22 protein-coding genes and 3 rRNA genes are annotated in these 26,020 nt (G+C 69.0%); 6 read left to right on the top strand and 19 right to left on the bottom strand.

Annotation, left to right across the window (positions count from 1 at the left end):
* The 4 genes from recN to OG448_RS23985 form a co-directional block, all read right to left on the bottom strand.
* The gene (gene recN / locus OG448_RS24000; protein ID WP_405558915.1) at window positions 1-1,719 is read right to left on the bottom strand and encodes a DNA repair protein RecN; all 1,719 of its coding nucleotides are present in this window, start codon (window positions 1,717-1,719) and stop codon (window positions 1-3) included.
* A gap of 63 nt (window positions 1,720-1,782) precedes the next feature.
* Entirely contained in the window at window positions 1,783-2,700 is a 918-nt protein-coding gene (locus OG448_RS23995; protein WP_030812355.1) for an NAD kinase, read from the bottom strand.
* A complete protein-coding gene (locus OG448_RS23990) occupies window positions 2,697-3,512 on the bottom strand; it encodes a TlyA family RNA methyltransferase (protein WP_405556766.1) in 816 nt (271 codons plus the stop codon). Before OG448_RS23990 ends, OG448_RS23995 begins: the two co-directional genes overlap by 4 nt.
* 58 nt (window positions 3,513-3,570) lie before the next feature.
* Entirely contained in the window at window positions 3,571-3,822 is a 252-nt protein-coding gene (locus OG448_RS23985) for a hypothetical protein (RefSeq protein WP_405556764.1), read from the bottom strand.
* Window positions 3,823-3,864: 42 nt separating this feature from the next.
* Here OG448_RS23985 and OG448_RS23980 point away from each other — a divergent pair, with 42 nt between their 5' ends.
* The gene (locus OG448_RS23980; protein ID WP_405556762.1) at window positions 3,865-4,212 is read left to right on the top strand and encodes a sterol-binding protein; all 348 of its coding nucleotides are present in this window, start codon (window positions 3,865-3,867) and stop codon (window positions 4,210-4,212) included.
* On the opposite strand, the gene OG448_RS23975 is transcribed toward OG448_RS23980, so the two are convergent.
* Genes OG448_RS23975 through OG448_RS23960 form a run of 4 tightly spaced genes read right to left on the bottom strand, consistent with a single transcriptional unit; the run spans window position 4,196 to window position 8,228 of the window.
* Window positions 4,196-5,062 (bottom strand): ABC transporter ATP-binding protein, encoded by an 867-nt coding sequence (locus OG448_RS23975; RefSeq protein ID WP_405556761.1) that lies wholly within the window; start codon window positions 5,060-5,062, stop codon window positions 4,196-4,198. The two genes, OG448_RS23980 and OG448_RS23975, sit on opposite strands and share 17 nt — an antisense overlap.
* Window positions 5,059-6,105, bottom strand: coding sequence for a FecCD family ABC transporter permease (locus OG448_RS23970; RefSeq protein WP_405556759.1), 1,047 nt, complete (start codon window positions 6,103-6,105; stop codon window positions 5,059-5,061). Before OG448_RS23970 ends, OG448_RS23975 begins: the two co-directional genes overlap by 4 nt.
* Complete coding sequence (locus OG448_RS23965) at window positions 6,102-7,145, bottom strand: FecCD family ABC transporter permease (protein WP_405556757.1); 1,044 nt, start codon at window positions 7,143-7,145, stop codon at window positions 6,102-6,104. Before OG448_RS23965 ends, OG448_RS23970 begins: the two co-directional genes overlap by 4 nt.
* Before the next feature lie 57 nt (window positions 7,146-7,202).
* The gene (locus tag OG448_RS23960; protein WP_405556755.1) at window positions 7,203-8,228 is read right to left on the bottom strand and encodes an HAD hydrolase-like protein; all 1,026 of its coding nucleotides are present in this window, start codon (window positions 8,226-8,228) and stop codon (window positions 7,203-7,205) included.
* A gap of 72 nt (window positions 8,229-8,300) precedes the next feature.
* On the opposite strand from OG448_RS23960, the gene OG448_RS23955 reads away from it, so the two are divergent.
* Entirely contained in the window at window positions 8,301-9,584 is a 1,284-nt protein-coding gene (locus OG448_RS23955; protein WP_405556753.1) for a DUF1015 family protein, read from the top strand.
* Between the two features lie 80 nt (window positions 9,585-9,664).
* Here OG448_RS23955 and OG448_RS23950 read toward each other — a convergent pair whose 3' ends face one another.
* The 6 genes from OG448_RS23950 to OG448_RS23925 form a co-directional block, all read right to left on the bottom strand.
* Window positions 9,665-10,600 (bottom strand): hypothetical protein, encoded by a 936-nt coding sequence (locus OG448_RS23950; protein WP_405558913.1) that lies wholly within the window; start codon window positions 10,598-10,600, stop codon window positions 9,665-9,667.
* Window positions 10,528-11,976 (bottom strand): hypothetical protein, encoded by a 1,449-nt coding sequence (locus OG448_RS23945; RefSeq protein WP_405559064.1) that lies wholly within the window; start codon window positions 11,974-11,976, stop codon window positions 10,528-10,530. Before OG448_RS23945 ends, OG448_RS23950 begins: the two co-directional genes overlap by 73 nt.
* A gap of 162 nt (window positions 11,977-12,138) precedes the next feature.
* A 5S ribosomal RNA gene (rrf, locus tag OG448_RS23940) occupies window positions 12,139-12,255 on the bottom strand.
* Window positions 12,256-12,366: 111 nt separating this feature from the next.
* Window positions 12,367-15,489: ribosomal RNA gene (locus tag OG448_RS23935) — 23S ribosomal RNA — on the bottom strand.
* Between the two features lie 293 nt (window positions 15,490-15,782).
* A 16S ribosomal RNA gene (locus OG448_RS23930) occupies window positions 15,783-17,308 on the bottom strand.
* The 16S, 23S and 5S rRNA genes sit together here, the layout of an rRNA operon.
* Before the next feature lie 519 nt (window positions 17,309-17,827).
* Window positions 17,828-18,469 (bottom strand): DNA-3-methyladenine glycosylase, encoded by a 642-nt coding sequence (locus tag OG448_RS23925; RefSeq protein WP_405556751.1) that lies wholly within the window; start codon window positions 18,467-18,469, stop codon window positions 17,828-17,830.
* A gap of 101 nt (window positions 18,470-18,570) precedes the next feature.
* Between OG448_RS23925 and OG448_RS23920 the strand changes: the two genes are divergently transcribed.
* From OG448_RS23920 to OG448_RS23910, 3 genes are all read left to right on the top strand, one after another.
* Window positions 18,571-19,353, top strand: coding sequence for a sporulation protein (locus OG448_RS23920; protein ID WP_405556749.1), 783 nt, complete (start codon window positions 18,571-18,573; stop codon window positions 19,351-19,353).
* A gap of 135 nt (window positions 19,354-19,488) precedes the next feature.
* Window positions 19,489-20,028: a YbhB/YbcL family Raf kinase inhibitor-like protein gene (locus OG448_RS23915; RefSeq protein WP_405556747.1), complete on the top strand. Its 540-nt coding sequence runs from the start codon at window positions 19,489-19,491 to the stop codon at window positions 20,026-20,028.
* Window positions 20,029-20,172: 144 nt separating this feature from the next.
* Window positions 20,173-20,682, top strand: a complete 510-nt coding sequence (locus OG448_RS23910) for an HNH endonuclease (RefSeq protein ID WP_030815658.1) — start codon at window positions 20,173-20,175, stop codon at window positions 20,680-20,682.
* A 69-nt stretch (window positions 20,683-20,751) separates the two neighbouring features.
* Here OG448_RS23910 and OG448_RS23905 read toward each other — a convergent pair whose 3' ends face one another.
* The 3 genes from OG448_RS23905 to OG448_RS23895 form a co-directional block, all read right to left on the bottom strand.
* Entirely contained in the window at window positions 20,752-21,708 is a 957-nt protein-coding gene (locus OG448_RS23905; protein ID WP_405556745.1) for an SPFH domain-containing protein, read from the bottom strand.
* Window positions 21,709-21,839: 131 nt separating this feature from the next.
* Window positions 21,840-22,271, bottom strand: coding sequence for an NfeD family protein (locus OG448_RS23900; protein WP_405556743.1), 432 nt, complete (start codon window positions 22,269-22,271; stop codon window positions 21,840-21,842).
* Between the two features lie 74 nt (window positions 22,272-22,345).
* Window positions 22,346-23,137, bottom strand: coding sequence for an ABC transporter ATP-binding protein (locus tag OG448_RS23895; protein WP_405556741.1), 792 nt, complete (start codon window positions 23,135-23,137; stop codon window positions 22,346-22,348).
* A gap of 151 nt (window positions 23,138-23,288) precedes the next feature.
* Here OG448_RS23895 and OG448_RS23890 point away from each other — a divergent pair, with 151 nt between their 5' ends.
* Window positions 23,289-24,071, top strand: a complete 783-nt coding sequence (locus OG448_RS23890; RefSeq protein WP_405556739.1) for a hypothetical protein — start codon at window positions 23,289-23,291, stop codon at window positions 24,069-24,071.
* Window positions 24,072-24,079: 8 nt separating this feature from the next.
* On the opposite strand, the gene OG448_RS23885 is transcribed toward OG448_RS23890, so the two are convergent.
* Together OG448_RS23885 and OG448_RS23880 are read right to left on the bottom strand one after the other, a co-directional pair.
* On the bottom strand, window positions 24,080-24,721 hold the full coding sequence (locus OG448_RS23885) for a response regulator (protein WP_405556737.1): 642 nt from the start codon (window positions 24,719-24,721) through the stop codon (window positions 24,080-24,082).
* Window positions 24,714-25,859 (bottom strand): GAF domain-containing sensor histidine kinase, encoded by a 1,146-nt coding sequence (locus OG448_RS23880; protein ID WP_405556735.1) that lies wholly within the window; start codon window positions 25,857-25,859, stop codon window positions 24,714-24,716. The genes OG448_RS23885 and OG448_RS23880 overlap by 8 nt, the downstream gene beginning before the upstream one ends.
* Window positions 25,860-26,020 lie beyond the last annotated feature (161 nt).

Below are 26,020 nucleotides of genomic sequence, written 5' to 3'. Positions count from 1 at the left end.
CTAGTCCTCCGCGCGGGCGGTGGCGAGGAGTTCCTCGGCGTGGGCGCGGGCGGCCTCGGAGTCCTCCTGGCCGGCCAGCATGCGGGACAGCTCGCGGACGCGGTCCTCGCCCTCCAGGACCTTCACGCCGGACCGGGTGACCGAGCCGTCGTTGGTCTTCTCCACCAGCAGTTGCCGGTCGGCGAACGCGGCGACCTGCGGCAGGTGGGTCACCACGACGACCTGCGCGGTCCGGGCGAGCTTCGCCAGCCGCCGCCCGATCTCCACCGCCGCCTTGCCGCCGACCCCGGCGTCCACCTCGTCGAAGAGGTACGTCGGCACCGGGTCGGTCCCCGCGAACACCACCTCCACGGCGAGCATCACGCGGGACAGCTCACCGCCGGAGGCGCCCTTGGCGATGGGCCGGGGCGGGGCGCCGGGGTGCGGGGCGAGCAGCAGCTCGACCTCGTCCACACCGGTGGGCCCGTAGGCGACCGTACGGCCGCCGGCCTCGACGCCGTCGGGGTCCTCGGTCTGCCGGATGTCGAAGGAGACCCGGGCGTGCGGCATCGCCAGCGAGGCGAGTTCGGCGGTGACGGCGGCGGCGAACCGCTCGGCGGCCTCCGTGCGCGCCTTGGTCAACGCCTCGGCGAGCGCGCCCAGTTCGACGCCCAGGGCATCGCGCTCGGCGGTGAGTTCACCGATCCGCTCGTCGTCGCCGTCCAGCTCGGTCAGCCGGGCGGCACCCTGCTCGCCCCAGGCCAGCACGGCGCCGATGTCCTCGCCGTACTTGCGGGTCAGCGCGGTCAGCGCGGCCCGGCGCTCCTCCACCGCGGCCAGCCGCAGCGGGTCGGCGTCCAGGTCGTCGGCGTATCCGGCCAGCTCACCGGCGACGTCGGCGAGGAGGATGCCGATCTCCCCGATCCGGTCGGTGAGCGCGGCCAGCGCCGGGTCGTGGGCCCGGACCGCCTCCAGCGCCCGGTGGGCGCCCGCGACCAGGGTGGAGGCGTCGATGCCCTCGGGGTCCTCGGGGTTGCCCGCGAGGGCGGCGTGCGCGGCGGTGGCCGCGCCGGCCAGCGCCTCGGCGTGCCCGAGCCGCTCCGCCTCCTCGGCGAGTTCGGTGTCCTCCCCCGCGCGGGGTTCCACGGCGGCGATCTCGTCCAGGCCGTAGCGCAGCAGGTCGGCTTCCTGGGCGCGCTCGCGGGCGCGGGTGACGATCTCGTCCAGCTCGGTGGCGACGGCCCGCAGCCGCCGGTACGCCTCGGTGTACGCGGCCAGCGGGCCGGAGACGGCCTCGCCCGCGTACCGGTCCAGGGCCTGCCGCTGCCGGGACAGCTTGAGCAGGCCCTGCTGGTCGGTCTGGCCGTGCACGGCCACCAGTTCGTCGGCCAGCTCGGCGAGCAGCCCCACGGGCACGCTGCGCCCGCCGAGGTGCGCGCGGGAGCGGCCCTCGGCGGAGACCGTACGGCTGATCAGCAGCGCGCCGTCGTCCAGCTCGGCCCCCGCCTCCTCGGCACGTACGACGGCGGAGGCGCCGGCGGCCAGGGCGATCCGCCCCTCCACCACCGCCTTGCCCGCACCGATCCGTACGAGCGCCGGGTCGGCGCGCCCGCCGAGCAGCAGGCCCAGGCTGGTGACCACCATGGTCTTGCCCGCGCCCGTCTCACCGGTGACCGCGGTGAACCCCGGCGACAGCTCGACCACGGCGTCGTCGATGACCCCGAGCGACCGTATCCGCATCTCCTCCAACACGGAACAGACCTTACGAGGTCCGGGGCGCGCCGCGCACACGGGCCGCCGCTGTCACTCCGAGGAGTGGTCCCGGGCGCCGCGCCAGCCGGTGGTCGGCAGGGCGAACTTCGCCACCAGCCGGTCGGTGAAGGAGGCGTGGTGCAGCCGGGCGAGCCGGACCGGCACCGCGCCGCGCCGGACCTCGACCCGGGCGCCGGGCGGCAGCTCGATGGTGCGGCGGCCGTCGCACCACAGCACGCCCGGCGGGACGTGCGGGAGCACCTCGACGGCGAGGACCGAGTCGGGGGAGGTGACCAGCGGCTTGGCGAACAGGGCGTGCGCGCTGATCGGCACCATGAGCAGCGCCTCCACCTCGGGCCACACCACCGGTCCCCCGGCGGAGAAGGCGTAGGCGGTGGAGCCGGTGGGGGTGGAGAGCACGATGCCGTCGCAGCCGAAGGCGGTGACCGGGCGGCCGTCGATCTCCAGCACCACTTCGAGCATCTTCTCGGCGGACACCTTCTGCACGGCCGCCTCGTTCAGCGCCCAGTCGGTGTGCACGATGTCACCGTTGCGGTGCACGACCACGTCGATGGTCATGCGCTCCTCGACCTCGTAGGAGCGGGCCACCACCCGGTCCACCACCCGGTCGAGGTCGTCCCGCTCGGCCTCGGCGAGGAAGCCGACGCTGCCTAGGTTGACGCCGAGCATCGGCACCCCGGAGGCGCGGGCGAACTCGGCGCCGCGCAGCAGGGTGCCGTCACCGCCGAGGACGATGAGCAGTTCGCAGCCGTCGAGTGACTGCGGTGTCGCCTCCTTGACGAGTTCCACCTCGCCCGGCAGCGGCAGGTCGCACGCCTCCTCCTCCAGCACCCGCACCCCGATGCCGGACCGCAGCAGTCCCTTGACCACGAGTTCCGCACTGCGGATCGCCGCGGGACGCCCGGTGTGGGCGAGCAGGAAAACAGTACGCGCTCGGTTCTGTGTCAACGCGGCCCCTCCGCCACTGCACGATCGATGTCGGCCGGGTCGATCTCGGGGGCTCCGGCACGCAGCCAGAGAAAGTACTCGACGTTGCCGGACGGGCCCGGCAGCGGGCTCGCGGTGACTCCTCGCACCCCGAGACCCAGCTCCCACGCCTTGTCGGCCACCCCGCGCACGGCCTCCGCCCGCAGTTGCGGACTCCGTACGACACCCCCGCTGCCCAGCCGTTCCTTACCCACCTCGAACTGCGGTTTCACCATCATCACCAGATCGGCGTCCGGCGTCACGCACCGCTTGAGGGCGGGCAGCACCAGACCGAGCGGGATGAAGGACAGATCGCCCACCACCAGGTCCACCGGCTTCCCGTCGATCCCTTCCAGCGTCAACTCCCGTACGTTCGTACGGTCCTTGACGACGACCCGTTCATCGTTCCGTAGGGACCAGGCGAGTTGTCCGTATCCGACGTCCACGGCGACGACCTGGGCGGCCCCCGCGCGCAGCAGGACGTCGGTGAAGCCGCCGGTGGAGGCGCCGGCGTCCAGGGCGCGGCGGCCCTCGACCACGAGGCCCCGGGGTACGAAGGCGGCCAGCGCGCCGGCGAGCTTGTGTCCCCCGCGCGAGACGTACTCAGGGTCGGTGTCGTCGCTCAGCACCACGATCGCGGCGGCGGTCTCCACCTGGGTGGCCGGCTTGGTCGCCACGGTCTTGCCGACGGTGACCCGGCCGGCGGCGATCAACTGGCTGGCGTGCTCGCGCGAGCGCGCCAGCTTGCGGCGGACCAGTTCCGCGTCGAGACGGCGGCGTGCGACTCCTGCCACGTTCGGTTCAGCTCCTGCTCAAGTCTTCGTGCTTGGTACGGGCGGTGCGGTCCTGGCCTCACCGGGGGGCGGGTGCCGGATGCTCCGGGCGGGCGTCGAGCGCGTCGAGCGCGTCGCGCAGCCCCCGGTGTACATCCTCGTACACGCCGAGGTGTCCGTCGGTGGGCAGGTGGTCGGTGTCGGCCAGCCTCGCCAGCCGGGCGTCGACACCGGCGTCCCCGGTGGGGGTTCGGGGGACGGCCAGCGGCGCCGGGGCCGCGGGGTCGGACTCGGGCGCCGGGGACACGGACTCGGGCGCGGACTCGCTCATGCCCAGACGCTACCGCGAACGGCTGGGGTACCGTCGTGCGCGATGGCCACGATCGAGGAGTGCCGTACGGCACTGGAGAAGCTCTCGGACAGCATGAGCGGCGCCGAGGGCGACGTCGGCGCGGCCGCCGCGCTGGACCGCTCGGTGAGCTGCCACATCACCGATCTGGACGTCACCTTCGCCGGACGCATGCGAGGCGGCCGGATCGAGGTGGCCGAGACCCTGCCGGGCCCGCCCAGGGAGCGGGCCCAGATCCGGCTGGCGCTGACCGGGGACGACCTGGTGGCCCTGGTGGACGGCGGGCTGAACTTCGCCTCCGCCTGGGGCTCGGGCCGGGTGAGGCTGGAGGCGGGTCTGATGGACCTGTTCCGGCTCAGGAAGCTGCTGTGACCTTCGCCGTCCGCGCCTTGCGGGCGGCGGGCACGACCAGCGGGGTCCCGGTCTCGGGGTCGTCGATGACCTGGCAGCGCAGCCCGAAGACCCGCTCGACCAGCTCTGCGGTGACGATCTCGTTCGGCGCGCCCTCGGCGATGACCTCGCCGTCGCGCAGGGCGATGAGGTGCGTGGCGTAGCGCGCCGCGTGGTTGAGGTCGTGCAGGACGGCGACCAGGGTGCGCCCCTGCGTCTCGTGCAGCTCGGCGCACAGGTCGAGGACGTCGATCTGGTGCTGGATGTCGAGGTAGGTGGTCGGCTCGTCCAGGAGCAGCAGCGGGGTCTGCTGGGCGAGGGCCATGGCGATCCAGACGCGCTGGCGCTGGCCGCCGGAGAGTTCGTCCACGTACCGCTCGGCGAGTTCGCAGACGCCGGTCTGCGCCATGGACTCCTGGACGACCCGCTCGTCCTCGGCCGACCACTGGCGCAGCAGCCCCTGGTGCGGGTAGCGGCCCCGGCCGACCAGGTCGGCGACGGTGATGCCGTCCGGTGCGATGGAGGACTGCGGGAGCAGGCCCAGGGTGCGGGCGACCTTCTTGGCGGGCAGCGACTGGATGGCCTGGCCGTCGAGCAGCACCTGGCCCTCGGTCGGCTTCAGCATCCGCGACAGCGCCCGCAGCAGGGTGGACTTGCCGCACGCGTTGGGGCCGACGATCACGGTGAAGGAGTTGTCGGGTATCTCCACCGACAGCCGCTCGGCGATGACGCGCTGCTCGTAGGCGAGGGTGACGTTCTCGGCGGACAGGCGGTTCACGGTGCTGGTGCTCCTAGAGGTGTTCGGCTGGGGTCCGCTGGATTCCGCGCTCATACCCGGCCCGCCCGGCGCTCGCCGACCAGCAGCCACAGCAGGTAGGCGCCGCCGACGACACCGGTGACCACGCCGACGGGCAGTTGGTCGGCGCCGAAGAGGCGCTGGCAGACCCAGTCGGCGGTGACCAGCAGGGCGGCGCCCATGCACAGGGACGGCACGAGGTTGGGTCCCGGCGAGCGGGTCAGCCGCCGGGCGAGCTGCGGCGCGATGAGGGCGACGAAGCCGACGGGGCCTGCGGCGGCGGTGGCGGCGGCGGTGAGCAGGACGGCACCGACCATCAGCACCAGCCGTACCCGGTGCACCCGCACCCCGAGGGCGTACGCCACGTCGTCGCCCATCTCCAGCATCCTGAGGCCCCGCCCGTTGGCGAGGACCACGGGCACGACGACCGCGCACAGGATCAGCAGCGGCCAGACCTGGGTCCAGTCCCGGCCGCTGAGGGACCCGGTCATCCACACCACCGCGCGGGCCGCGTCGACGATGTCGGCCTTGGTGATCAGGTAGCCGTTGACGGCCGTGAGCACGGCGGACACGCCGATGCCGACCAGGACCAACCGGTATCCGTGCACCCCCTGCTTCCAGGCGAGCAGATAGATGCCCAGGCCCGTGACCAGGCCGCCGACCAGCGCGCCCGCGGTCACCGCGGCGGCGCTGCCCGAGAACAGCACGATCATCACCAGGGCGCCCGCGGTGGAGCCCTGGGCGAGGCCGAGCACGTCCGGGCTGCCGAGCGGGTTGCGGGAGATCGACTGGAACAGCGCCCCGCCCAGCCCCAGCGACGCGCCGACCAGCAGCCCGACCAGCAGCCGGGGCAGCCGCAGCTCGTTGACGATGAAGTCCTGGTACGGGTTGCCGTTCCCGACGAGGGTCCGCAGCACGTCCGTCGCGGGGATGTGGGCGTCGCCGGTGCCGATCAGGGCCACGCCCGCGGCGAGCACGGCGACCAGCAGCAGGACGACCACGATCAGGGAGCGCAGGTCCAGGCGCAGCGAGAGCCCGCCGGGGGTGCGTACCGCACGGCTCCGGGAGAGTGTCTTCACAGTTGCGCCGTCCTCCGCCGTCGTACGAGAAAGATGAAGACCGGGCCGCCGATGAGCGCGGTGATGATGCCGACCTGGATCTCGGCGGGCCGGGCGACGAGCCGGCCGACGATGTCGGCGCCGAGCAGCAGCACGGGCGACAGCACGGCGGCGTACGGAAGAATCCAGCGCAGGTCGGGCCCGGTGAAGGACCGCACCACGTGCGGCACCATCAGGCCGACGAACATGATCGGGCCGCACGCGGCGGTCGCGGCGCCGCACAGCACGGTCGCCGCCAGCATGGCGAGCGCGCGGGTGCGGTTCAGATGGGCGCCGAGCGCGCGGGCGGTGTCGTCGCCCATCTCCATGGCGTTCAGCGGCCGGGCCAGGGCGAGCGAGAGGACCATGCCGGCCACGAGGAACGGCAGCACCTGGACGATGGTCCGGTCGTCGGCGGAGTCCAGCGAGCCGACCGTCCAGAAGCGCATCCGGGACAGCGCCTCGTCGTCCATGATCATCACGGCCTGGAGGTACCCGTACAGCGCGGCCCCGATCGCGGTGCCGGCCAGTGCGAGCCGTACCGGGGTGGCGCCCCGGCTGCCGCCGAGGAACCACACCAGCGCGCCCACGGCCGCCGCACCGGCGAAGGCGAACCACACGTATCCGCTCAGCGAGGTCACGCCGAAGAAGGTGATGGCGGTGACGACGGCGGCGGAGGCGCCCGCGTTGATGCCGAGCAGGCCGGGGTCGGCCAGCGGGTTGCGGGTGAGCGCCTGGAGCACCGAGCCGGACAGCCCGAACGCGGCCCCGGCCAGCAGGCCGAGGACGGTCCGGGAGATGCGGCCCCGTACGACGATGTCGGCGTAGGTCCCGCTGTCGTGGAACAGCCCGTGCCAGATCAGGTCCGGCGCCAGCGACTTGGCGCCGACGCCGATACTCGCCATGGCGACGAACGCCAGCAGCACCACGGCCAGCAGCAGCCCGAGGGCACGCACCAGCCGTCGCTTCGGGAGCGCGGGGGCGGTTTCCGCGCGCTGTTCCGGAGGACTCTCGACCAACACGTGGTTAGGTTAGCCTATCCTCCCATTCGGTCTCGATCTCGCCCGTCTGGCGGAGCCTCAGAGACCCAGCCTGGCAAGCGCCTTCTCCGCGTCCAGCGTGCAGGTGCCGTCCCCGGCCGCAGTCCAGGCCGCCGCGCACAGCGCCCGGAGACCGTCCAGTTCGGACCCCTCGCCCGACAGCTCCAGCCGGGGTCCGGCCGTGGCGGTCCAGCCCCCGCAGCGGAAGCCCTCACCGTCCTTCGCCACCTCCGGCTGCCCGGTCAGCAGGCCGCGCAGATCGGCGTCGACATAGGTCGGCCGGTGCTGCGGCGGCGCGGCGAGCAACTGGGCGCCGTCGGTGACCCCGGTCAGCACCAGCAGCGAGTCGACCTCGCCGTTGTAGGCGCCCTCGATGTCGGTGTCCAGCCGGTCGCCGACCACCAGCGGCCGCTTCGCGCCGGTGCGCAGGATGGTCTCCTTGTGCATCGGGGGCAGTGGCTTGCCCGCCACCTGCGGCTCGGCACCGGTGGCGATCCGGACGACCTCCACGGCCGCGCCGTTGCCCGGCGCGATGCCCCGCCCGCTCGGGATGGTCAGGTCGGTGTTGGACGCGAACCACGGCACACCGCGCGCCACCGCGTACGACGCCTCCGCGAACCGCCCCCACGGCAAGTCCGGGCCGCCGTACCCCTGCACCACGGCCACCGGGTCGTCGTCCGCCGAGTCCACCGGGGTCAGCCCGCGCTCGCGCAGCGCCACCCGCAGCCCCTCGCCTCCGATCACCAGCACCTTCGCCCCGGCCGGCACCTGCTCGCTGATCAGCCGGGCCACCGCCTGCGCGGAGGTGATCACGTCCTCGGCGCCGGTCGGTATGCCCAGCTCGGTCAGGTGACCGGCCACCGCGTCCGGGGTGCGCAGCGCGTTGTTGGTGACATACGCGAGGTGCATGCCGTCCCCACGGGCGTCGGCCAGCGAGTCCACGGCGTGCGCGATGGCCTCACCACCCGCGTACACCACCCCGTCCAGGTCGAGCAGCGCCGTGTCGTACGCCTCGTGCAGGGGCCGCTCACTGCCCTCGGGGCTCGTCCTGACGCTCCGGCTCATCCGTATCGCTCCTCGTTCGACGCTCTTTCCCCCGATCATCCCGCAACCCGCCCGCACACGTACGATGCCGGGATGAACATCGCAGGTCACTCGGAAGCAATGGCGCCCCGAGGTCTGGAACTCACCCCGTTCCGCGGCCTTCGTTACGACTCCGAACGGGTCGGCAGCCTGGCCTCCGTCACCTCCCCGCCGTACGACGTGGTGGTACGCCCGGACGGCCTGCACCACCTGCAGGACGCCGACCCGTACAACATCGTCCGGCTGATCCTGCCCCAGGCCGACACGCCCGACGTCCGCAACGAACAGGCCGCCGACACCCTGCGCCGCTGGCTCGCCGCGGGCATCCTCGCCCCCGACCCGGTCCCCGCCCTGTACGTGTACGAGCAGCAGGACGTGGACGGACTGCTCCAGCGCGGGGTCATCGGCGCCCTGCGCGTCTCGGAGCCGGAGGAGGGCGTCGTCCTCCCGCACGAGGACGTGATGGATCCGGTGGTCGCCGACCGCGCGGGCCTGATGCGCGCCACCCGCGCCAACCTGGAACCCCTGCTGCTGACCTACCGCGGCGACGGCGCCACCTCCGAGGCCATCGAGCGCACGGCGAAGCTCCCGCCCCTGCTGACGACCACCACCGAGGACGGCGTACGGCACCGCCTGTGGGGCCTCACCGACCCGGCCGAACTGGCCGTCGTCCGCAGGGACCTCGCCCACCACCAGGCCCTCATCGCCGACGGCCACCACCGCTGGGCCACCTACCGCCTGCTCCGCGCCGAGCAGCCCTCCCCCGGACCCTGGGACCTGGGCCTGGTCCTGCTGGTCGACACCGCCCGCTATCCGCTGCGCGTCCGCGCCATCCACCGTCTGCTGCACGGCCTGCCGGTGGCGGAGGCCCTGGCCGCCGTGGGCGACCTGTTCCGGGTACGGCACCTCGCGGTGCCGCTGCCCGAGGCGCTGGAGGCGCTCGCGGAGGCGGCCGCCGAGGGCAACGCCTTCCTGCTGGCCGGCGACGGCGACTTCCACCTGCTGGACCGCCCGGACCCGGCCCTGTTGACCCGCGCGGTCCCGGCCGGCCACCCACCCGCCTGGCGCTCCCTGGACGCGACGGTCCTGCACAGCGCCCTCCTCGACCACGTCTGGCGCATCCCCGAGGACTCCCCCGCGCACATCGCCTACATCCATGACACGGCGGCCACGGTCGCCAAGGCGGAACGCGGCGGCGGCACGGCGGTGCTTCTGCACCCGGTACGCGAGGATGTCGTGCGCGAGCTGGCCCGGCAGGGGGTGACGATGCCGCGCAAGTCGACGTCGTTCGGGCCGAAACCGGCCTCGGGGCTGGTGCTGCGGATGGTGGACATCTGAAGGGTGTTCCGGCTGCTTCCGGACACGAAAAAAGGGCGGGACCACTGGGGTCCCGCCCTTCTTTGTTTCCCGCGCGAGGATCAGTCCTCGGTGGAGTCCTTGATCTCGACGATCTTGGGCTCGGCGGCCTTCGGCTCGGCGGCCTTCGGCTCGACGGCCTCGGGCGCGGCCTCGTCCACGATCTCGTCGTCGGCCTCGTCCACGATCTCGTCGTCGGCCTCGTCCACGATCTCGTCGTCGGCCTCGTCGGCGGCCTCGTCGTCGGTGGTGGTGTTCTCGTCCACCACGACCGTCACCACGGTCTCCGACTGGGTCTCGGCGTCGTCCTCGTCCATCGCGTCGACGAACTCGACACCGTCCAGCTCGGCGAGCCGGTCGGAGGCGTCGGTGCTGCCGTCGCGGTCGGCCTCGACGGCCTTGGCGAACCACTCCCGCGCCTCGCTCTCCCGGCCGACGGCCAACAGGGCGTCCGCGTAGGCGTAGCGCAGGCGGGCGGTCCAGGGCTGGATGGAGTTGGAGGCCAGCTCCGCGCTCTGGAGGGTGACGATGGCCGCGTCGAGCTGGTCCATGTCACGCCGGGCGCCGGCGGCGACGAGCCGCATCTCGACCTGGCCGGCCTTGTCCAGCTTCTGCACCTCGGGGGCACCGGCCATGTCCAGCGCCTTCTCCGGACGCCCGAGCCCACGCTCGCAGTCGGCCATCACGGGCCACAGCTCGGTGTTGCCGGTCATCCGGCGGGCGGCACGGAACTCGGCCAGGGCCTCGCTGTACTTCTGGGTCGCGTAGGCGGCGAAGCCGGCGGCCTCGCGCACGGCGGCCACACGGGACGCCAGACGCAGGGCCACCCTGGAGTAGCCATAGGCGCCCTCGGGGTCCTCGTCGATGAGCCGCGCGACCATCACCAGGTTCCTGGCGACGTCCTCCGCGAGCGTCTTCGGAAGGCTCAGCAGCTCCTGGCGGACGTCCTTGTCGATCTCGTCGCCGGTGACGTCGTCGGGGATCGGGAGGCGCTTGATCGGCTCGCGGTCGCGGTCCCGCTCGTCACGGCCCCGGTATCCACCACGGTCGCCACCCCGGTCGTCACGACCCCGGTACCCACCGCGCTCGCCCGGCCGGGCGCCACGGTCGTCACGGCCCCGGTATCCACCACGGTCGCCACCCCGGTCGTCCCGGCCACGGAAACCGCCCCGGTCACCACCACGGTCGTCCCGACGGAACCCACCACGGTCGCCACCACGGCTGTCGTCGCGGCGGAAGGACGGACGGTCGCCGGAGCGCTCGTCACGGCGGAAGGGGGGACGGTCGCCACCCCGGTCGTCCCGGCCCCGGAACCCACCACGGTCATCGCCACGGCGGTCATCACGACGGTCGTCGCGGCGGGAGTCGCCACGGCGGTCGTCGTCACGGCGGAACGCGGGACGGTCACCGGAGCGCTCGTCACGGCGGAAGGACGGACGGTCCCCGCCACGGCTGTCGTCGCGGCGGAACGACGGGCGGTCGCCACCACGGTCATCGCGGCCACGGAACCCACCACGGTCGTCACCACGACGGTCGTCGCGGCGGAAGTCACCACGGCTGTCATCGCGACGGAACGCCGGCCGGTCACCACCGGGACGCTCGTCACGGCGGAAGGACGGACGGTCCCCGCCACGGCGGTCGTCGTCACGACGGAAGGAGGGACGGTCGCCGGAGCGGTCGTCGCGGCGGAATCCACCACGGTCGCCGCCACGGTCGTCACGGCCACGGAACCCACCACGGTCATCGCCACGACGGTCGTCGCGGCGGGAGTCGCCACGGCTGTCGTCACGGCGGAACGCCGGACGGTCGCCACCGGAACGCTCGTCACGGCGGAACGACGGACGGTCGCCACCACGGCTGTCATCGCGGCGGAACGCCGGACGGTCACCGCCACGGCTGTCGTCACGGCGGAACGACGGGCGGTCGCCACCACGGTCATCGCGGCCACGGAACCCACCACGGTCGTCACCACGACGGTCGTCACGGCGGAAGTCACCACGGCTGTCGTCACGACGGAACGCCGGCCGGTCACCACCGGGACGCTCGTCACGGCGGAACGACGGACGGTCCCCGCCACGGCTGTCGTCGCGGCGGAACGACGGGCGGTCGCCACCACGGTCGTCACGGCCGCGGAAACCACCACGGTCGCCACCGCGGCTGTCGTCACGGCGGAAGCCACCGCGGTCGTCGCCGCGACGGTCGTCGTCACGGCGGAAGGACGGGCGGTCGTCGCGGCGGAAACCGCCACGGTCGCCGCGGTCACCACCACGGTCACCGCCGCGGTCGTCGCGACGGAAGGAGGGACGGTCGCCACCACGGCGGTCGTCGCCACGGTCGTTGGGGCGCGGGCCGCCGCGGTAGCCGCCACGATCACCGCGGTCACCACTGTCCCGTCGCCGCTGGTCGCGCTCCGGTCGGTCGTCGGGAGAGTTGGTGGACATCGGGTGACTCCTGTCTTCGGGTACCACAAGCATTGTAAAAACAAAAGGACCCCTGGTCCCAGCTGAACGCTGGGACCAGGGGTCCTCCAAAGATTGTTCGGCGGCGTCCTACTCTCCCACAGGGTCCCCCCTGCAGTACCATCGGCGCTGTGAGGCTTAGCTTCCGGGTTCGATATGTAACCGGGCGTTTCCCTCACGCTATGACCACCGAAACCCTAATGGTTTCGAGCGAACAAGCACACTTTTTATTTGTGAGTTCGAGTTCAGCTCTGAACCGGCAACTGTTCGTTGCCTCAGAACTTACACAGTGGACGCGAGCAACTGAGGACAAGCCCTCGGCCTATTAGTACCAGTCAACTCCACCCGTTACCAGGCTTCCATATCTGGCCTATCAACCCAGTCGTCTACTGGGAGCCTTACCCTCTCAAGGAGGTGGGAATACTCATCTAGAAGCAGGCTTCCCGCTTAGATGCTTTCAGCGGTTATCCCTCCCGAACGTAGCCAACCAGCCATGCCCTTGGCAGGACAACTGGCACACCAGAGGTTCGTCCGTCCCGGTCCTCTCGTACTAGGGACAGCCCTTCTCAATATTCCTACGCGCACAGCGGATAGGGACCGAACTGTCTCACGACGTTCTAAACCCAGCTCGCGTACCGCTTTAATGGGCGAACAGCCCAACCCTTGGGACCGACTCCAGCCCCAGGATGCGACGAGCCGACATCGAGGTGCCAAACCATCCCGTCGATATGGACTCTTGGGGAAGATCAGCCTGTTATCCCCGGGGTACCTTTTATCCGTTGAGCGACGGCGCTTCCACAAGCCACCGCCGGATCACTAGTCCCGACTTTCGTCCCTGCTCGACCCGTCGGTCTCACAGTCAAGCTCCCTTGTGCACTTACACTCAACACCTGATTGCCAACCAGGCTGAGGGAACCTTTGGGCGCCTCCGTTACTCTTTAGGAGGCAACCGCCCCAGTTAAACTACCCATCAGACACTGTCCCTGATCCGGATCACGGACCCAGGTTAGACATCCAGCACGACCAGACTGGTATTTCAACGACGACTCCACACACACTGGCGTGCATGCTTCAAAGTCTCCCAGCTATCCTACACAAGCCGAACCGAACACCAATATCAAACTGTAGTAAAGGTCCCGGGGTCTTTCCGTCCTGCTGCGCGAAACGAGCATCTTTACTCGTAGTGCAATTTCACCGGGCCTATGGTTGAGACAGTCGAGAAGTCGTTACGCCATTCGTGCAGGTCGGAACTTACCCGACAAGGAATTTCGCTACCTTAGGATGGTTATAGTTACCACCGCCGTTTACTGGCGCTTAAGTTCTCAGCTTCGCCACAACGAATTGTGACTAACCGGTCCCCTTAACGTTCCAGCACCGGGCAGGCGTCAGTCCGTATACATCGCCTTACGGCTTCGCACGGACCTGTGTTTTTAGTAAACAGTCGCTTCTCGCTGGTCTCTGCGGCCACCCCCAGCTCACCGTGTAAAACGGATCACCAGTGATGGCCCCCCTTCTCCCGAAGTTACGGGGGCATTTTGCCGAGTTCCTTAACCATAGTTCACCCGAACGCCTCGGTATTCTCTACCTGACCACCTGAGTCGGTTTAGGGTACGGGCCGCCATGAAACTCGCTAGAGGCTTTTCTCGACAGCATAGGATCATCCACTTCACCACAATCGGCTCGGCATGAGGTCTCACCCTTGATGAGTGGCGGATTTGCCTACCACTCGGGCTACACCCTTACCCCAGGACAACCACCGCCTGGGCTGGACTACCTTCCTGCGTCACCCCATCACTCACCTACTAACCGCTTGGGCCGGCGGCTCCACCACTTTCCATTCCCCGAAGGGTCCGGAACGGCTTCACGGCCTTAGCATCACGATGCTCGATGTTTGACGCTTCACAGCGGGTACCGGAATATCAACCGGTTATCCATCGACTACGCCTGTCGGCCTCGCCTTAGGTCCCGACTTACCCTGGGCAGATCAGCTTGACCCAGGAACCCTTAGTCAATCGGCGCAAACGTTTCTCACGTTTGTATCGCTACTCATGCCTGCATTCTCACTCGTGAACCGTCCACAACTCGCTTCCGCGGCTGCTTCACCCGGCACACGACGCTCCCCTACCCATCCATACAGGCGTTGGCCCTATTGTATGAATGACACGACTTCGGCGGTACGCTTGAGCCCCGCTACATTGTCGGCGCGGAATCACTAGACCAGTGAGCTATTACGCACTCTTTCAAGGGTGGCTGCTTCTAAGCCAACCTCCTGGTTGTCTCTGCGACTCCACATCCTTTCCCACTTAGCGTACGCTTAGGGGCCTTAGTCGATGCTCTGGGCTGTTTCCCTCTCGACCATGGAGCTTATCCCCCACAGTCTCACTGCCGTGCTCTCACTTACCGGCATTCGGAGTTTGGCTAAGGTCAGTAACCCGGTAGGGCCCATCGCCTATCCAGTGCTCTACCTCCGGCAAGAAACACACGACGCTGCACCTAAATGCATTTCGGGGAGAACCAGCTATCACGGAGTTTGATTGGCCTTTCACCCCTAACCACAGGTCATCCCCCAGGTTTTCAACCCTGGTGGGTTCGGTCCTCCACGAAGTCTTACCTCCGCTTCAACCTGCCCATGGCTAGATCACTCCGCTTCGGGTCTTGAGCGCGCTACTGAATCGCCCTATTCGGACTCGCTTTCGCTACGGCTTCCCCACACGGGTTAACCTCGCAACACACCGCAAACTCGCAGGCTCATTCTTCAAAAGGCACGCAGTCACGACGCACTGAGTAAACTCAATGCGCGACGCTCCCACGGCTTGTAGGCACACGGTTTCAGGTACTATTTCACTCCGCTCCCGCGGTACTTTTCACCATTCCCTCACGGTACTATCCGCTATCGGTCACCAGGGAATATTTAGGCTTAGCGGGTGGTCCCGCCAGATTCACACGGGATTTCTCGGGCCCCGTGCTACTTGGGTGTCTCTCAAACGAGCCGCTGATGTTTCGACTACGGGGGTCTTACCCTCTACGCCGGACCTTTCGCATGTCCTTCGCCTACATCAACGGTTTCTGACTCGTCCTGTCGCCGGCAGACGACAGAAGAGAGATCCCACAACCCCGCACACGCAACCCCTGCCGGGTCTCACACGTATACGGTTTGGCCTCATCCGGTTTCGCTCGCCACTACTCCCGGAATCACGGTTGTTTTCTCTTCCTGAGGGTACTGAGATGTTTCACTTCCCCTCGTTCCCTCCACACTGCCTATGTGTTCAGCAGCGGGTGACAGCCCATGACGACTGCCGGGTTTCCCCATTCGGAAACCCCCGGATCAAAGCCTGGTTGACGGCTCCCCGGGGACTATCGTGGCCTCCCACGTCCTTCATCGGTTCCTGGTGCCAAGGCATCCACCGTGCGCCCTTAAAAACTTGGCCACAGATGCTCGCGTCCACTGTGCAGTTCTCAAACAACGACCAGCCACCCATCACCCCGAACCCTTACGGTCCGAGTGCACTGGGGCCGGCGACTGAGGAAAACCATTCCCTCAGACACCCAACAGCGTGCCCGACACTCCCACCACCCTCATCCGTTCCACGCCGAAGCAGTACTAGGAGAAAAGCAGTGAGTGTGCCGAATAATCAACGTTCCACCCATGAGCAACCAGCATCGAACATTCGCCGATGTACTGGCCTCTGCCCAACCGAGGTTGGTAAGAAGTGCTCCTTAGAAAGGAGGTGATCCAGCCGCACCTTCCGGTACGGCTACCTTGTTACGACTTCGTCCCAATCGCCAGTCCCACCTTCGACAGCTCCCTCCCACAAGGGGTTGGGCCACCGGCTTCGGGTGTTACCGACTTTCGTGACGTGACGGGCGGTGTGTACAAGGCCCGGGAACGTATTCACCGCAGCAATGCTGATCTGCGATTACTAGCAACTCCGACTTCATGGGGTCGAGTTGCAGACCCCAATCCGAACTGAGACAGGCTTTTTGAGATTCGCTCTACCTCACGGTTTCGCAGCTCATTGTACCTGCCATTGTAGCACGTGTGCAGCCCAAGACATAAGGGGCATGATGACTTGACGTCGTCCCCACCTTCCTCCGAGTTGACCCCGGCAGTCTCCTGTGAGTCCCCATCACCCCGAAGGGCATGCTGGCAACACAGAACAAGGGTTGCGCTCGTTGCGGGACTTAACCCAACATCTCACGACACGAGCTGACGACAGCCATGCACCACCTGTACACCGACCACAAGGGGGGCACCATCTCTGATGCTTTCCGGTGTATGTCAAGCCTTGGTAAGGTTCTTCGCGTTGCGTCGAATTAAGCCACATGCTCCGCTGCTTGTGCGGGCCCCCGTCAATTCCTTTGAGTTTTAGCCTTGCGGCCGTACTCCCCAGGCGGGGAACTTAATGCGTTAGCTGCGGCACCGACGACGTGGAATGTCGCCAACACCTAGTTCCCACCGTTTACGGCGTGGACTACCAGGGTATCTAATCCTGTTCGCTCCCCACGCTTTCGCTCCTCAGCGTCAGTAATGGCCCAGAGATCCGCCTTCGCCACCGGTGTTCCTCCTGATATCTGCGCATTTCACCGCTACACCAGGAATTCCGATCTCCCCTACCACACTCTAGCTAGCCCGTATCGACTGCAGACCCGAGGTTAAGCCTCGGGCTTTCACAATCGACGTGACAAGCCGCCTACGAGCTCTTTACGCCCAATAATTCCGGACAACGCTTGCGCCCTACGTATTACCGCGGCTGCTGGCACGTAGTTAGCCGGCGCTTCTTCTGCAGGTACCGTCACTTTCGCTTCTTCCCTGCTGAAAGAGGTTTACAACCCGAAGGCCGTCATCCCTCACGCGGCGTCGCTGCATCAGGCTTTCGCCCATTGTGCAATATTCCCCACTGCTGCCTCCCGTAGGAGTCTGGGCCGTGTCTCAGTCCCAGTGTGGCCGGTCGCCCTCTCAGGCCGGCTACCCGTCGTCGCCTTGGTGAGCCATTACCTCACCAACAAGCTGATAGGCCGCGGGCTCATCCTTCACCGCCGGAGCTTTTAACCGCAGACCATGCGATCCGCAGTGTTATCCGGTATTAGACCCCGTTTCCAGGGCTTGTCCCAGAGTGAAGGGCAGATTGCCCACGTGTTACTCACCCGTTCGCCACTAATCCCCACCGAAGTGGTTCATCGTTCGACTTGCATGTGTTAAGCACGCCGCCAGCGTTCGTCCTGAGCCAGGATCAAACTCTCCGTGAATGTTTACCGGTAATCCGGTGCACACACACGAGAGCGGAACCATCGGAGGAATAGTCCGATGGTTCACAGCGTCCTCGCTGTGTTTTTTCAAAGGAACCTCGTCCCAGTCAGTGACTGGAGACGGGGTTATCAACATATCTGGCGTTGATTTTTGGCACGCTGTTGAGTTCTCAAGGAACGGTCGCTTCCTTTGTACTCACCCTCTCGGGCTTTCCTCCGGGCTTCCCTTCGGTGTTTCCGACTCTATCAGATCCTTTCGGCGTCTGATTCCCAGTCGGAGTGGGATTGCCTCGGGCTTTTCGGCTTTCGCCGTCCGGCCTTTCGACATTCACTACGTTAGCCGATCTCCGCTGTTACTCATAATCGAGTCTCGCGGAGTCGAATTCAGGCGTGCGGGCACGCCGAAATCATCCCCGCCAGGGGAAGTCGTTAGGTAGTGGGTGGCCGCTTCCGGCTGCAGGCGATTGCCGTACCCGGTTCAAGCGACTCGGGCTACATTACGCACCTCGCGGGGACGAGTCAACGTGACCTGCGTCGCGGGACATGGGCCCGGTAGGGGCTCACGGTGGGGTCGTCCGCGACCCAGAAGCGCCAGGGGTGGACTCCGCCGTCGCCGGCCACTCCGGTCCGTGGGCCGCTGCGTACCTGCTCGGGCGGGACGGGCGTGCCCGTGAGGGCACGGATCGGGGTGTCCCCGGTGGTGCAGGCGTCGGTGCCGTCGAGAGAGCGGTCGACGTCCAGCGCGGTCGCCAGGCGGGCCGGGCCCTTGGCCAATTCCTTGTCGTTGCGGGCCGAAAGCCGACGCTTACGGGTCAGCTCGGCGCCCTCGACGATCTCGCCGGCGCGGAGCAGCACACCGCTCGCCGTGCCCTCGGGGCCGCAGACGAGGTTCATGCAGTGCCACATGCCGTAGGTGAAGTAGACGTACACATGGCCGGGCGGACCGAACATCACGTCGTTGCGGGGTGTGCGGCCGCGGTAGGCGTGCGAGCCGGGGTCGTTCGGGCCGTCGTACGCCTCCACCTCCGTGAGGCGGAGGGCTATCGGACCGTCGGGGGTCGTGCGGATGATGAGGCGGCCGAGGAGGTCGGGGGCGACCTCCAGTACGGGACGGTCGAAGAACTCCCGTGGCAGTGGCGTACGGTCCGGGGGCGTGATCATGCCCTCCGAGGGTAGTGCAGCCGCGTCGTCGGCCAGGCGGAACCGGTCACGGCCGATTCGCGTTTGTACGGGTCGAGGGTCCATTCGTAAAGGGAGAGTCAATGGCGTTCAAGAAGCTGCTCGCGAGCCTGGGGGCCGGGGGCGCCTCCGTCGAGACGGTGCTGACCGAGGTCAACGTGGTGCCCGGTGGTGTCGTCCAGGGCGAGGTCCGGATTCAGGGCGGCTCGGTCAACCAGAACATCGAGGGCCTGTCCGTGGGCCTCCAGGCCCGGGTCGAGGTGGAGGGCGGCGACCAGGAGTACAAGCAGGACGTCGAGTTCTCCAAGGTGCGGCTCGGCGGTGCCTTCGAGCTCCAGGCCGGGGCGGTGCACGCGGTGCCGTTCGGACTGGAGATCCCCTGGGAGACCCCCGTCACGGTGATCGACGGGCAGGAGCTGCGCGGGATGCACATCGGGGTGACGACCGAGCTGCAGATCGCCCGCGCGGTGGACTCCTCCGACCTGGACCCGATCCGCGTGCACCCGCTGCCCGCGCAGAAGGCGCTGCTGGACGCCTTCATCCAGCTCGGCTTCCGCTTCAAAAACGCCGACATGGAGCGCGGCCACATCCGGGGCACCCGGCAGCGGCTCCCCTTCTACCAGGAGATCGAGTTCTACCCGCCGTCGCAGTACCGGGGTCTGAACCAGGTCGAGGTCAGCTTCGTGGCCGACGAGAACGCGATGGACGTCGTGCTGGAGATGGACAAGAAGCCCGGTCTGTTCAGCGAGGGCTCGGACACCTTCCGCTCCTTCCAGGTGGGCCTGCACGACTTCCACACCACCGACTGGGCCGGTTACCTCAACCAGTGGCTCTCCGAGGTCGGCAGCAAGCGGAACTGGTTCTAGGGCCTGTCCTCCGGTCCTGCCGGGGGCGCGGGGTCTGGCCGGCCAGAAGGCACCGTCACCCCGTGCCGGCCTGATGCGGAGGAAAGGCCCTAGGCTCGGAAGCCACGAACGGAACGATCAGCAGGAGGTATCGACGTGACCGAGCACAAGCGGCGGCCGCTCCCCCATGACTTCCATCCGCCCGTGCCGTCGTTCACGGTGACGAGCGAGGACATCACCGAGGGCGGGACGCTGAAGGACGCCCAGGTGCAGTCGGAGGGGAACACCTCTCCGGAGCTGAGCTGGTCCGGCTTCCCGGCGGAGACCAAGAGCTTCGCCGTGACCTGCTTCGACCCGGACGCGCCGACCGGCAGCGGTTTCTGGCACTGGGTGGTCTTCGACATCCCGGCCTCGGTGACGGAGCTGCCGACGGGCGCGGGCAGCGGCGACTTCGCGGAGCTGCCCAAGGGCGCCGTGCAGGCGCGCAACGACTACGGCGCGCCGGGGTTCGTCGGCGCGGCCCCGCCGCCCGGCGACGGTCCGCACCGGTACGTGTTCACGGTGTACGCGGTGGACGAGGAGAAGCTGGGGATCGGCTCCGACGCCACTCCGGCGGTCGTCGGCTTCAACTTGCGCTTCCACGCGCTGGCGCGTGCCCAGCTCATCGGGGAGTACGAGATTCCCGCGCAGGGCTGAGTGCCCCTTCGGTGTTTGCCCGCCCCTGGTCTTGGAATTGATCAGGGGCGGGCGCTTTTTATTTCGTTGTCCATCTCGATGCGTCCGTCCAGAGTTGATCCAGGTCCGCCGGGGGTGCGGACAGGCGCACGGGAGGTGGGCGGGATGCGTGGCACGTTGGTCCTGAACGCGAGTTTCGAGCCGCTGTCGACGGTGACGGTGAACCGCGCCGTCGTGCTGGTGCTCCAGGACAAGGCGGTGGTGGAGCAGGCGCACGCCGGACTGCGGATGCGCGGCACGCTGGTGGACATGCCGGCGCCGAGGGTGATCCGGCTGTGCAGATACGTAAGGGTGCCGTTCCGAAGACAAGCGCCATGGTCGAGGCGGGGTGTGCTGGTGCGGGACCGGCACCGCTGCGCGTACTGCGGGCGGGCGGCGAGCACGGTGGACCATGTGGTGCCGCGGGCACAGGGGGGTGCGGACTCCTGGCTGAACACGGTGGCGTCCTGCGCGGAGGACAATCATCGCAAGGCGGACCGGACGCCGCAGCAGGCGGGGATGCCGTTGCTGCGGCAGCCGTTCGAGCCGACTCCGGCGGACGCGATGCTGCTGGCGCTGGGGTCGGACGACTTCGCGGCGCTGCCGGAGTGGCTGGCGCCGCCTGCGGCGGCGTAGGCCGTACATGACAGTGGGGCCCGCTTTCCCTTGCCGGGAGAGCGGGCCCCTTGTCGTGGCCGGGTGGGCTCAGTCGATGGTCGGCCGCTCGCGGCGGTCGGTGCCGGTGCCCTTGTTCTGCTGGGGTACGGAGCCGCCGCCCCCGCCGCCGAAGTTGCCGAAGTTGCCCATGGCTCCGGAGAGGCCCTTGAGGGCGTCGCCGATCTCGCTGGGGACGATCCAGAGCTTGTTGGCGTCGCCCTCGGCGATCTTCGGGAGCATCTGGAGGTACTGGTAGGAGAGGAGCTTCTGGTCCGGGTCGCCCGCGTGGATGGCCTCGAAGACGGTGCGCACGGCCTGGGCCTCGCCCTCGGCGCGGAGTGCGGCGGCCTTGGCCTCACCTTCGGCGCGCAGGATCTGGGACTGCTTCTCGCCCTCGGCGGTGAGGATGGCGGCCTGCCGGGTGCCCTCGGCGGTGAGGATGGCGGCGCGCTTGTCGCGGTCGGCGCGCATCTGCTTCTCCATCGAGTCCTGGATGGAGGTGGGCGGCTCGATGGCCTTCAGCTCGACGCGGTTGACGCGGATGCCCCACTTGCCGGTCGCCTCGTCGAGGACGCCGCGCAGGGCCGCGTTGATCTCCTCGCGGGAGGTCAGGGTCCGCTCCAGGTCCATGCCGCCGATGATGTTGCGCAGCGTGGTGACGGTGAGCTGCTCGATCGCCTGGATGTAGCTGGCGACCTCGTAGGTGGCGGCACGGGCGTCGGTGACCTGGTAGTAGATGACGGTGTCGATGTTGACCACCAGGTTGTCCTGGGTGATCACCGGCTGGGGCGGGAACGGCACGACCTGTTCGCGCAGGTCGATGCGGTTGCGGATGGTGTCGATGAACGGGACGACGATGTTGAGGCCCGCGTTCAGGGTGCGCGTGTAGCGGCCGAAGCGCTCGACGATGGCGGCGCTGGCCTGTGGGATGACCTGGATGGTCTTGATCAGGGCGATGAAGACCAACACCACCAGAATGACCAGGACGATGATGACCGGTTCCATCGTGTTCCCCGTATCCCCTCTCCGCTTCGGTGCGCGCGGCGGACGCCGTGGCTGTGAAGGATCTTGCCGGTCGAGTCTGACAGACCGTCCGGCAAGTCGTGTGCTGTTCGGTTCAGTTGAGTCGTGCGAGGTCAGATGACGAGCGCGGTGGCTCCGTCGATGTCGACGACGTCCACCTCCTGGCCGACGTCGTAGGCGCGGGCGGTGTCGAGGGCGCGGGCCGACCAGATCTCCCCGGCGAGCTTGACGCGTCCGCCGGAGCCGTCGACCCGTTCGAGGACGACGGCCTGCCTGCCCTTCAACGCGTCGATGCCGGTGGGCATATGGGGGCGCCGGCTGCTGTGGCGGGCGGCGATGGGACGGACCACCGCGATGAGCGCGACCGAGACGATCACGAAGGCGAGGACCTGGACGACGATGCCGAAGCCGAGTCCGGCCGCGCCCGCGGCGACCACGGCGCCGACCGCGAGCATGCCGAACTCGGGCATGGCGGTGACGACGAGCGGGATTCCGAGGGCCACGGCGACGACGAGCCACCACACCCATGCGTCTATGGCGTTCACCCGGTCATGGTAGGTCCGGGGGCCGGGCCGCCGACAGGGTGCGGGCGGACCGGTGGTGGCCGGAAAGGGGCGGGTCAGCCCAGCGGGAGGCCGCGCGCGGTCCAGCGCTCGCCGGCCTGCTCGACGACGAGCGGCAGGCCGAAGCAGTGGGAGAGGTTGCGGGAGGTCAGCTCCAGCTCGATGGGTCCGGCGGCGAGCACCTTGCCCTGGCGGATCATGAGGACGTGGGTGAAGCCGGGGGCGATCTCCTCGACATGGTGGGTGACCATGATCATGGAGGGCGCGATGGGGTCGCGGGCGAGCCGGCCGAGGCGGCGCACGAGGTCCTCGCGGCCGCCGAGGTCGAGTCCGGCGGCGGGCTCGTCCAGGAGCAGCAGCTCGGGGTCGGTCATCAGGGCGCGGGCGATCAGGGTGCGCTTGCGCTCGCCCTCGGAGAGGGTGCCGAAGCGGCGGTCGAGGAAGTCGCTCATGCCGAGGCGGTCGAGGAAGGCGCGGGCGCGCTGCTCGTCGACGTCCTCGTACTCCTCCTGCCAGCCGGCGGTCATGCCGTAGGCGGCGGTGAGGACGGTCTGGAGGACGGTCTGGCTCTTGGAGAGCTTCTCCGCCATGGCGATGCCGGCCATGCCGATGCGGGGGCGCAGGTCGAAGACGTCGACCTTGCCGAGGGTGTCGCCGAGGATGGTGGCGGTGCCCTTGGTGGGGAAGAGGTAGCTGGACGCGACGTTCAGGAGGGTGGTCTTGCCGGCGCCGTTGGGGCCGAGGATGACCCAGCGCTCGCCCTCCTTGACCGACCAGGAGACCTGGTCCACCAGAGCCCGGCCCTCACGGACCACGGATACGTCCTGAAGCTCCAGAACATCGCTCATGAGCGCGTTGTCTCCCCTTGCGTGTGTGGCCGGTCTCGGCTGTCGCGTACGCCTGTGGCTCGGTCCGCCGCGCCGATGGGCGCAGCCCATATGAAATCTACGCCACGAGTGCCCCGCTCCATTCCATCGGTCCGGTCCTTAGGGTGGGGGCATGCTCACGGAACCTCGTTCAGGACGCCTCGCCGCTTGGGGAAATGCCCTATTGGCCGGACTTGTCTCGCCCGATGACGCCGTACTGGCCGCTGTCGGTGACGACGCGGTGCACCGGGTGGCCGGGCTGCCGGGTGAGAACGGGGTGGTGGGTCTCACGTTGGCGCTGGGCCGGCTGCGGGCGCTCGGGGTGAGCGGGCTGCGGGTGGCGCTGCCCGCGCCGGGGCATCCGCTGGGGCTGAGCGGTCCGCCGGACTTCAACGCGCGGGCGCTGGCCGCCGGGGAGGCGGTGGTGTGCACGGGGGCCGCCTTCGGGCTGGTGCCGGAAGTGACCGAGGCGGGCCCGGCGGGCGATGTGCACGTGGAGGTGGTGTGGCACGTGCTCCCGGTACGGGAGGCGCCGCCGGCCGACGTGCCCTCGCTCGGTGAGGCGGAGCGGGAGCTGGCGGAGGCGCTGCGGGACGCGACGGAGGTGCTCTCCCGGCTGGACGTGGCCGGGTCGGGGCCGGTGGCCGCGGCGGCGATCGACGCGTACCGGGCGCGCTCCGAGCGGGACGGGGAGGTGCTGGCGCCGGGGTATCCGCCGCGCGCGGCACGGGTGTTGGAGCTGGCGGGGCGGGTGGGGCTGCTGGTCTCGCTGGCCCAGGAGCGGGGGCACGGCGGGGCGGTGAGCGCCTCGGAGATGGGGGCCCGCGCCGAGGCGCTGCGCCCGGTGGAGCGGACGGCGCGGCGGGCGCGGGTGGCGGCGTACAACTCGGTGGTGGAGGAGCGGGAGCGGCGCTGAGTCCCGGTTCAGTCGCTCACACCGTGACGTACGGCCCACAGGGCGGCCTGGGTGCGGTCGGCGAGGTCGAGTTTCATCAGGATGTTGGAGACGTGCGTCTTGACGGTCTTCTCGGAGAGGACCAGGGCGCGGGCTATCTCCCGGTTGGAGCGGCCGTCGGCGATGAGGCCGAGCACCTCGCGTTCCCGTTCGGTGAGTGAACCGCCCCTCCCCTGGCCCGAGTTGGCCCCTTCCTGGGTGAGGAGGGCGTCGGCGACCTCGGGCTGGAGCAGGATGTGCCCGGCGTGCACGGAGCGGATGGCGGCGGCGAGGGCGTCGGGGTCGACGTCCTTGTAGACGTACCCGGCGGCGCCCGCGCGCAGGGCCGGGACGACGGTACGGCGCTCGGTGAAGCTGGTGACGATCAGTACGCGGGCGGGGTTGCCGAGTTCGCGGAGTCTGCGCAGGGCGTCGATGCCGTCGGTGCCCGGCATGAGGACGTCCATGAGGATCACGGCGGGCCGCAGCTCCTCGGCGCGGGCGACCCCCTCGGCGCCGTCGGCTGCCTCGCCGACCACCTCGATGTCGTCCTGCACCTCCAGGAAGGTGCGCAGACCACGGCGGACGACCTGGTGGTCGTCGACGAGCAGCACCCTGATCGGCTCAGCCACCGGGCACCTCCATCTCGATCGCGGTGCCCTTGCCGGGCGCCGATTCCACGGTGAGCGTGCCGCCGGCGCCGTCGGCCCGGTCCCGCATGGAGACGAGGCCGAGGTGGCGGCCGGCTCGGCGGACGGCGGTGGGGTCGAAGCCGCAGCCGTCGTCGGTGACACGGAGGACGGCTCCGCGGCCGCGCCGCTCCACGTCGACGTGCACGTTCTCGGCCCCGGAGTGGCGCAGGGCGTTGTGCAGGGCTTCCTGGGCGACGCGCAGCAGGGCTTCCTCCTGGGCGGCGGGCAGGGCGCGCAGGCCGTGGCCGGTGAAGGTGACGCGGGCGGTGTGGGCGCGGTCGAGCACCTGGATCTGGGTGCGCAGGGTGGCGAGCAGGCCGTCCTCGTCCAGGGCGGCAGGGCGCAACTCGATCACGGCGGAGCGCAGTTCGTCGACCGCCTCGGCGGCGAGGGCGGCGACCTGGTGGAGTTCGTCCTTGGCGCGGGCGGGGTCGCGGTCCACCAGGGCGGTGGCCGCTTGGGCGGTCAGGCGCAGGGAGAACAGCTTCTGGCTGACGGCGTCGTGGAGTTCGTGCGCGAGGCGGGAACGTTCCTCGGCGATGGTCAGCTCGCGGCTGCGCTCGTAGAGGCGGGCGTTGGTGAGGGCGATGGCGGCGTGCTGGGCGAGGATGGCGAGCAAGTCCTCGTCCTCGGCCGTGAAGCCGCAACCGCCTTGCGGCTTGGGGCAGTTCTTGTTGGCGAGGAACAAGGCCCCGATGATCTCGTCCCCGTCGCGGACGGGCAGGCCGAGGAAGTCGGCGAGTTCGGGGTGGGCGTCCGGCCAGCCCTCGAAGCGGGGGTCCTCTCGTACGTCGCCCAGCCGGACCGGGCGGCCCTCGCGCAGCATGGCGGCGAGGATGCCGTGCTGGCGGGGCAGCGGGCCGATTGCCTTCCACTGGGCGTCGCTGACGCCGTCGACGACGAACTGGGCGAAGCCCCCGTGGTCGTCGGGGACGCCGAGGGCCGCGTACTGGGCGTCGAGCAGTTCACGGGCGGAGGCGACGATCGTCTTGAGGACGTCGCGCACCTCCAGGTGCCTGCTCATGGCCAGCAGAGCGGCGCTCACGGCGGCGAGACCGGACCGGGGACCTGGATGCATGCCCTCACGGTACCGGCGTGGTGTGCGGAGGCCGCACGAGGAGGTACAACGCGCGCGCGGGCGGGCGGGCACGCACAGACAAAGGGTGTCCGGAGAGTTTGCTAACGCAGAGAAGCGTTCGATGACCCCCGCGTGACATCGGGCCCGTACCGGTGTGAGCC

This window comes from Streptomyces sp. NBC_01171 (genome assembly GCF_045039805.1).
Lineage (GTDB): Bacteria > Actinomycetota > Actinomycetes > Streptomycetales > Streptomycetaceae > Streptomyces.
This window is presented reverse-complemented; position numbering and strand designations above follow the sequence as displayed.

Coding starts and splice junctions, on each gene's coding strand:
- OG448_RS23890 (WP_405556739.1), top strand. CDS start 23,289: ATGCTCACGGAACCTCGTTCAGGACGCCTCGCCGCTTGGGGAAATGCC.
- OG448_RS23955 (WP_405556753.1), top strand. CDS start 8,301: ATGAACATCGCAGGTCACTCGGAAGCAATGGCGCCCCGAGGTCTGGAA.
- recN (WP_405558915.1), bottom strand. CDS start 1,719: ATGCGGATACGGTCGCTCGGGGTCATCGACGACGCCGTGGTCGAGCTG.
- OG448_RS23925 (WP_405556751.1), bottom strand. CDS start 18,469: ATGATCACGCCCCCGGACCGTACGCCACTGCCACGGGAGTTCTTCGAC.
- OG448_RS23895 (WP_405556741.1), bottom strand. CDS start 23,137: ATGAGCGATGTTCTGGAGCTTCAGGACGTATCCGTGGTCCGTGAGGGC.
- OG448_RS23920 (WP_405556749.1), top strand. CDS start 18,571: ATGGCGTTCAAGAAGCTGCTCGCGAGCCTGGGGGCCGGGGGCGCCTCC.
- OG448_RS23910 (WP_030815658.1), top strand. CDS start 20,173: ATGCGTGGCACGTTGGTCCTGAACGCGAGTTTCGAGCCGCTGTCGACG.
- OG448_RS23975 (WP_405556761.1), bottom strand. CDS start 5,062: ATGAGCGCGGAATCCAGCGGACCCCAGCCGAACACCTCTAGGAGCACC.
- OG448_RS23960 (WP_405556755.1), bottom strand. CDS start 8,228: ATGAGCCGGAGCGTCAGGACGAGCCCCGAGGGCAGTGAGCGGCCCCTG.
- OG448_RS23980 (WP_405556762.1), top strand. CDS start 3,865: ATGGCCACGATCGAGGAGTGCCGTACGGCACTGGAGAAGCTCTCGGAC.
- OG448_RS23880 (WP_405556735.1), bottom strand. CDS start 25,859: ATGCATCCAGGTCCCCGGTCCGGTCTCGCCGCCGTGAGCGCCGCTCTG.
- OG448_RS23905 (WP_405556745.1), bottom strand. CDS start 21,708: ATGGAACCGGTCATCATCGTCCTGGTCATTCTGGTGGTGTTGGTCTTC.
- OG448_RS23985 (WP_405556764.1), bottom strand. CDS start 3,822: ATGAGCGAGTCCGCGCCCGAGTCCGTGTCCCCGGCGCCCGAGTCCGAC.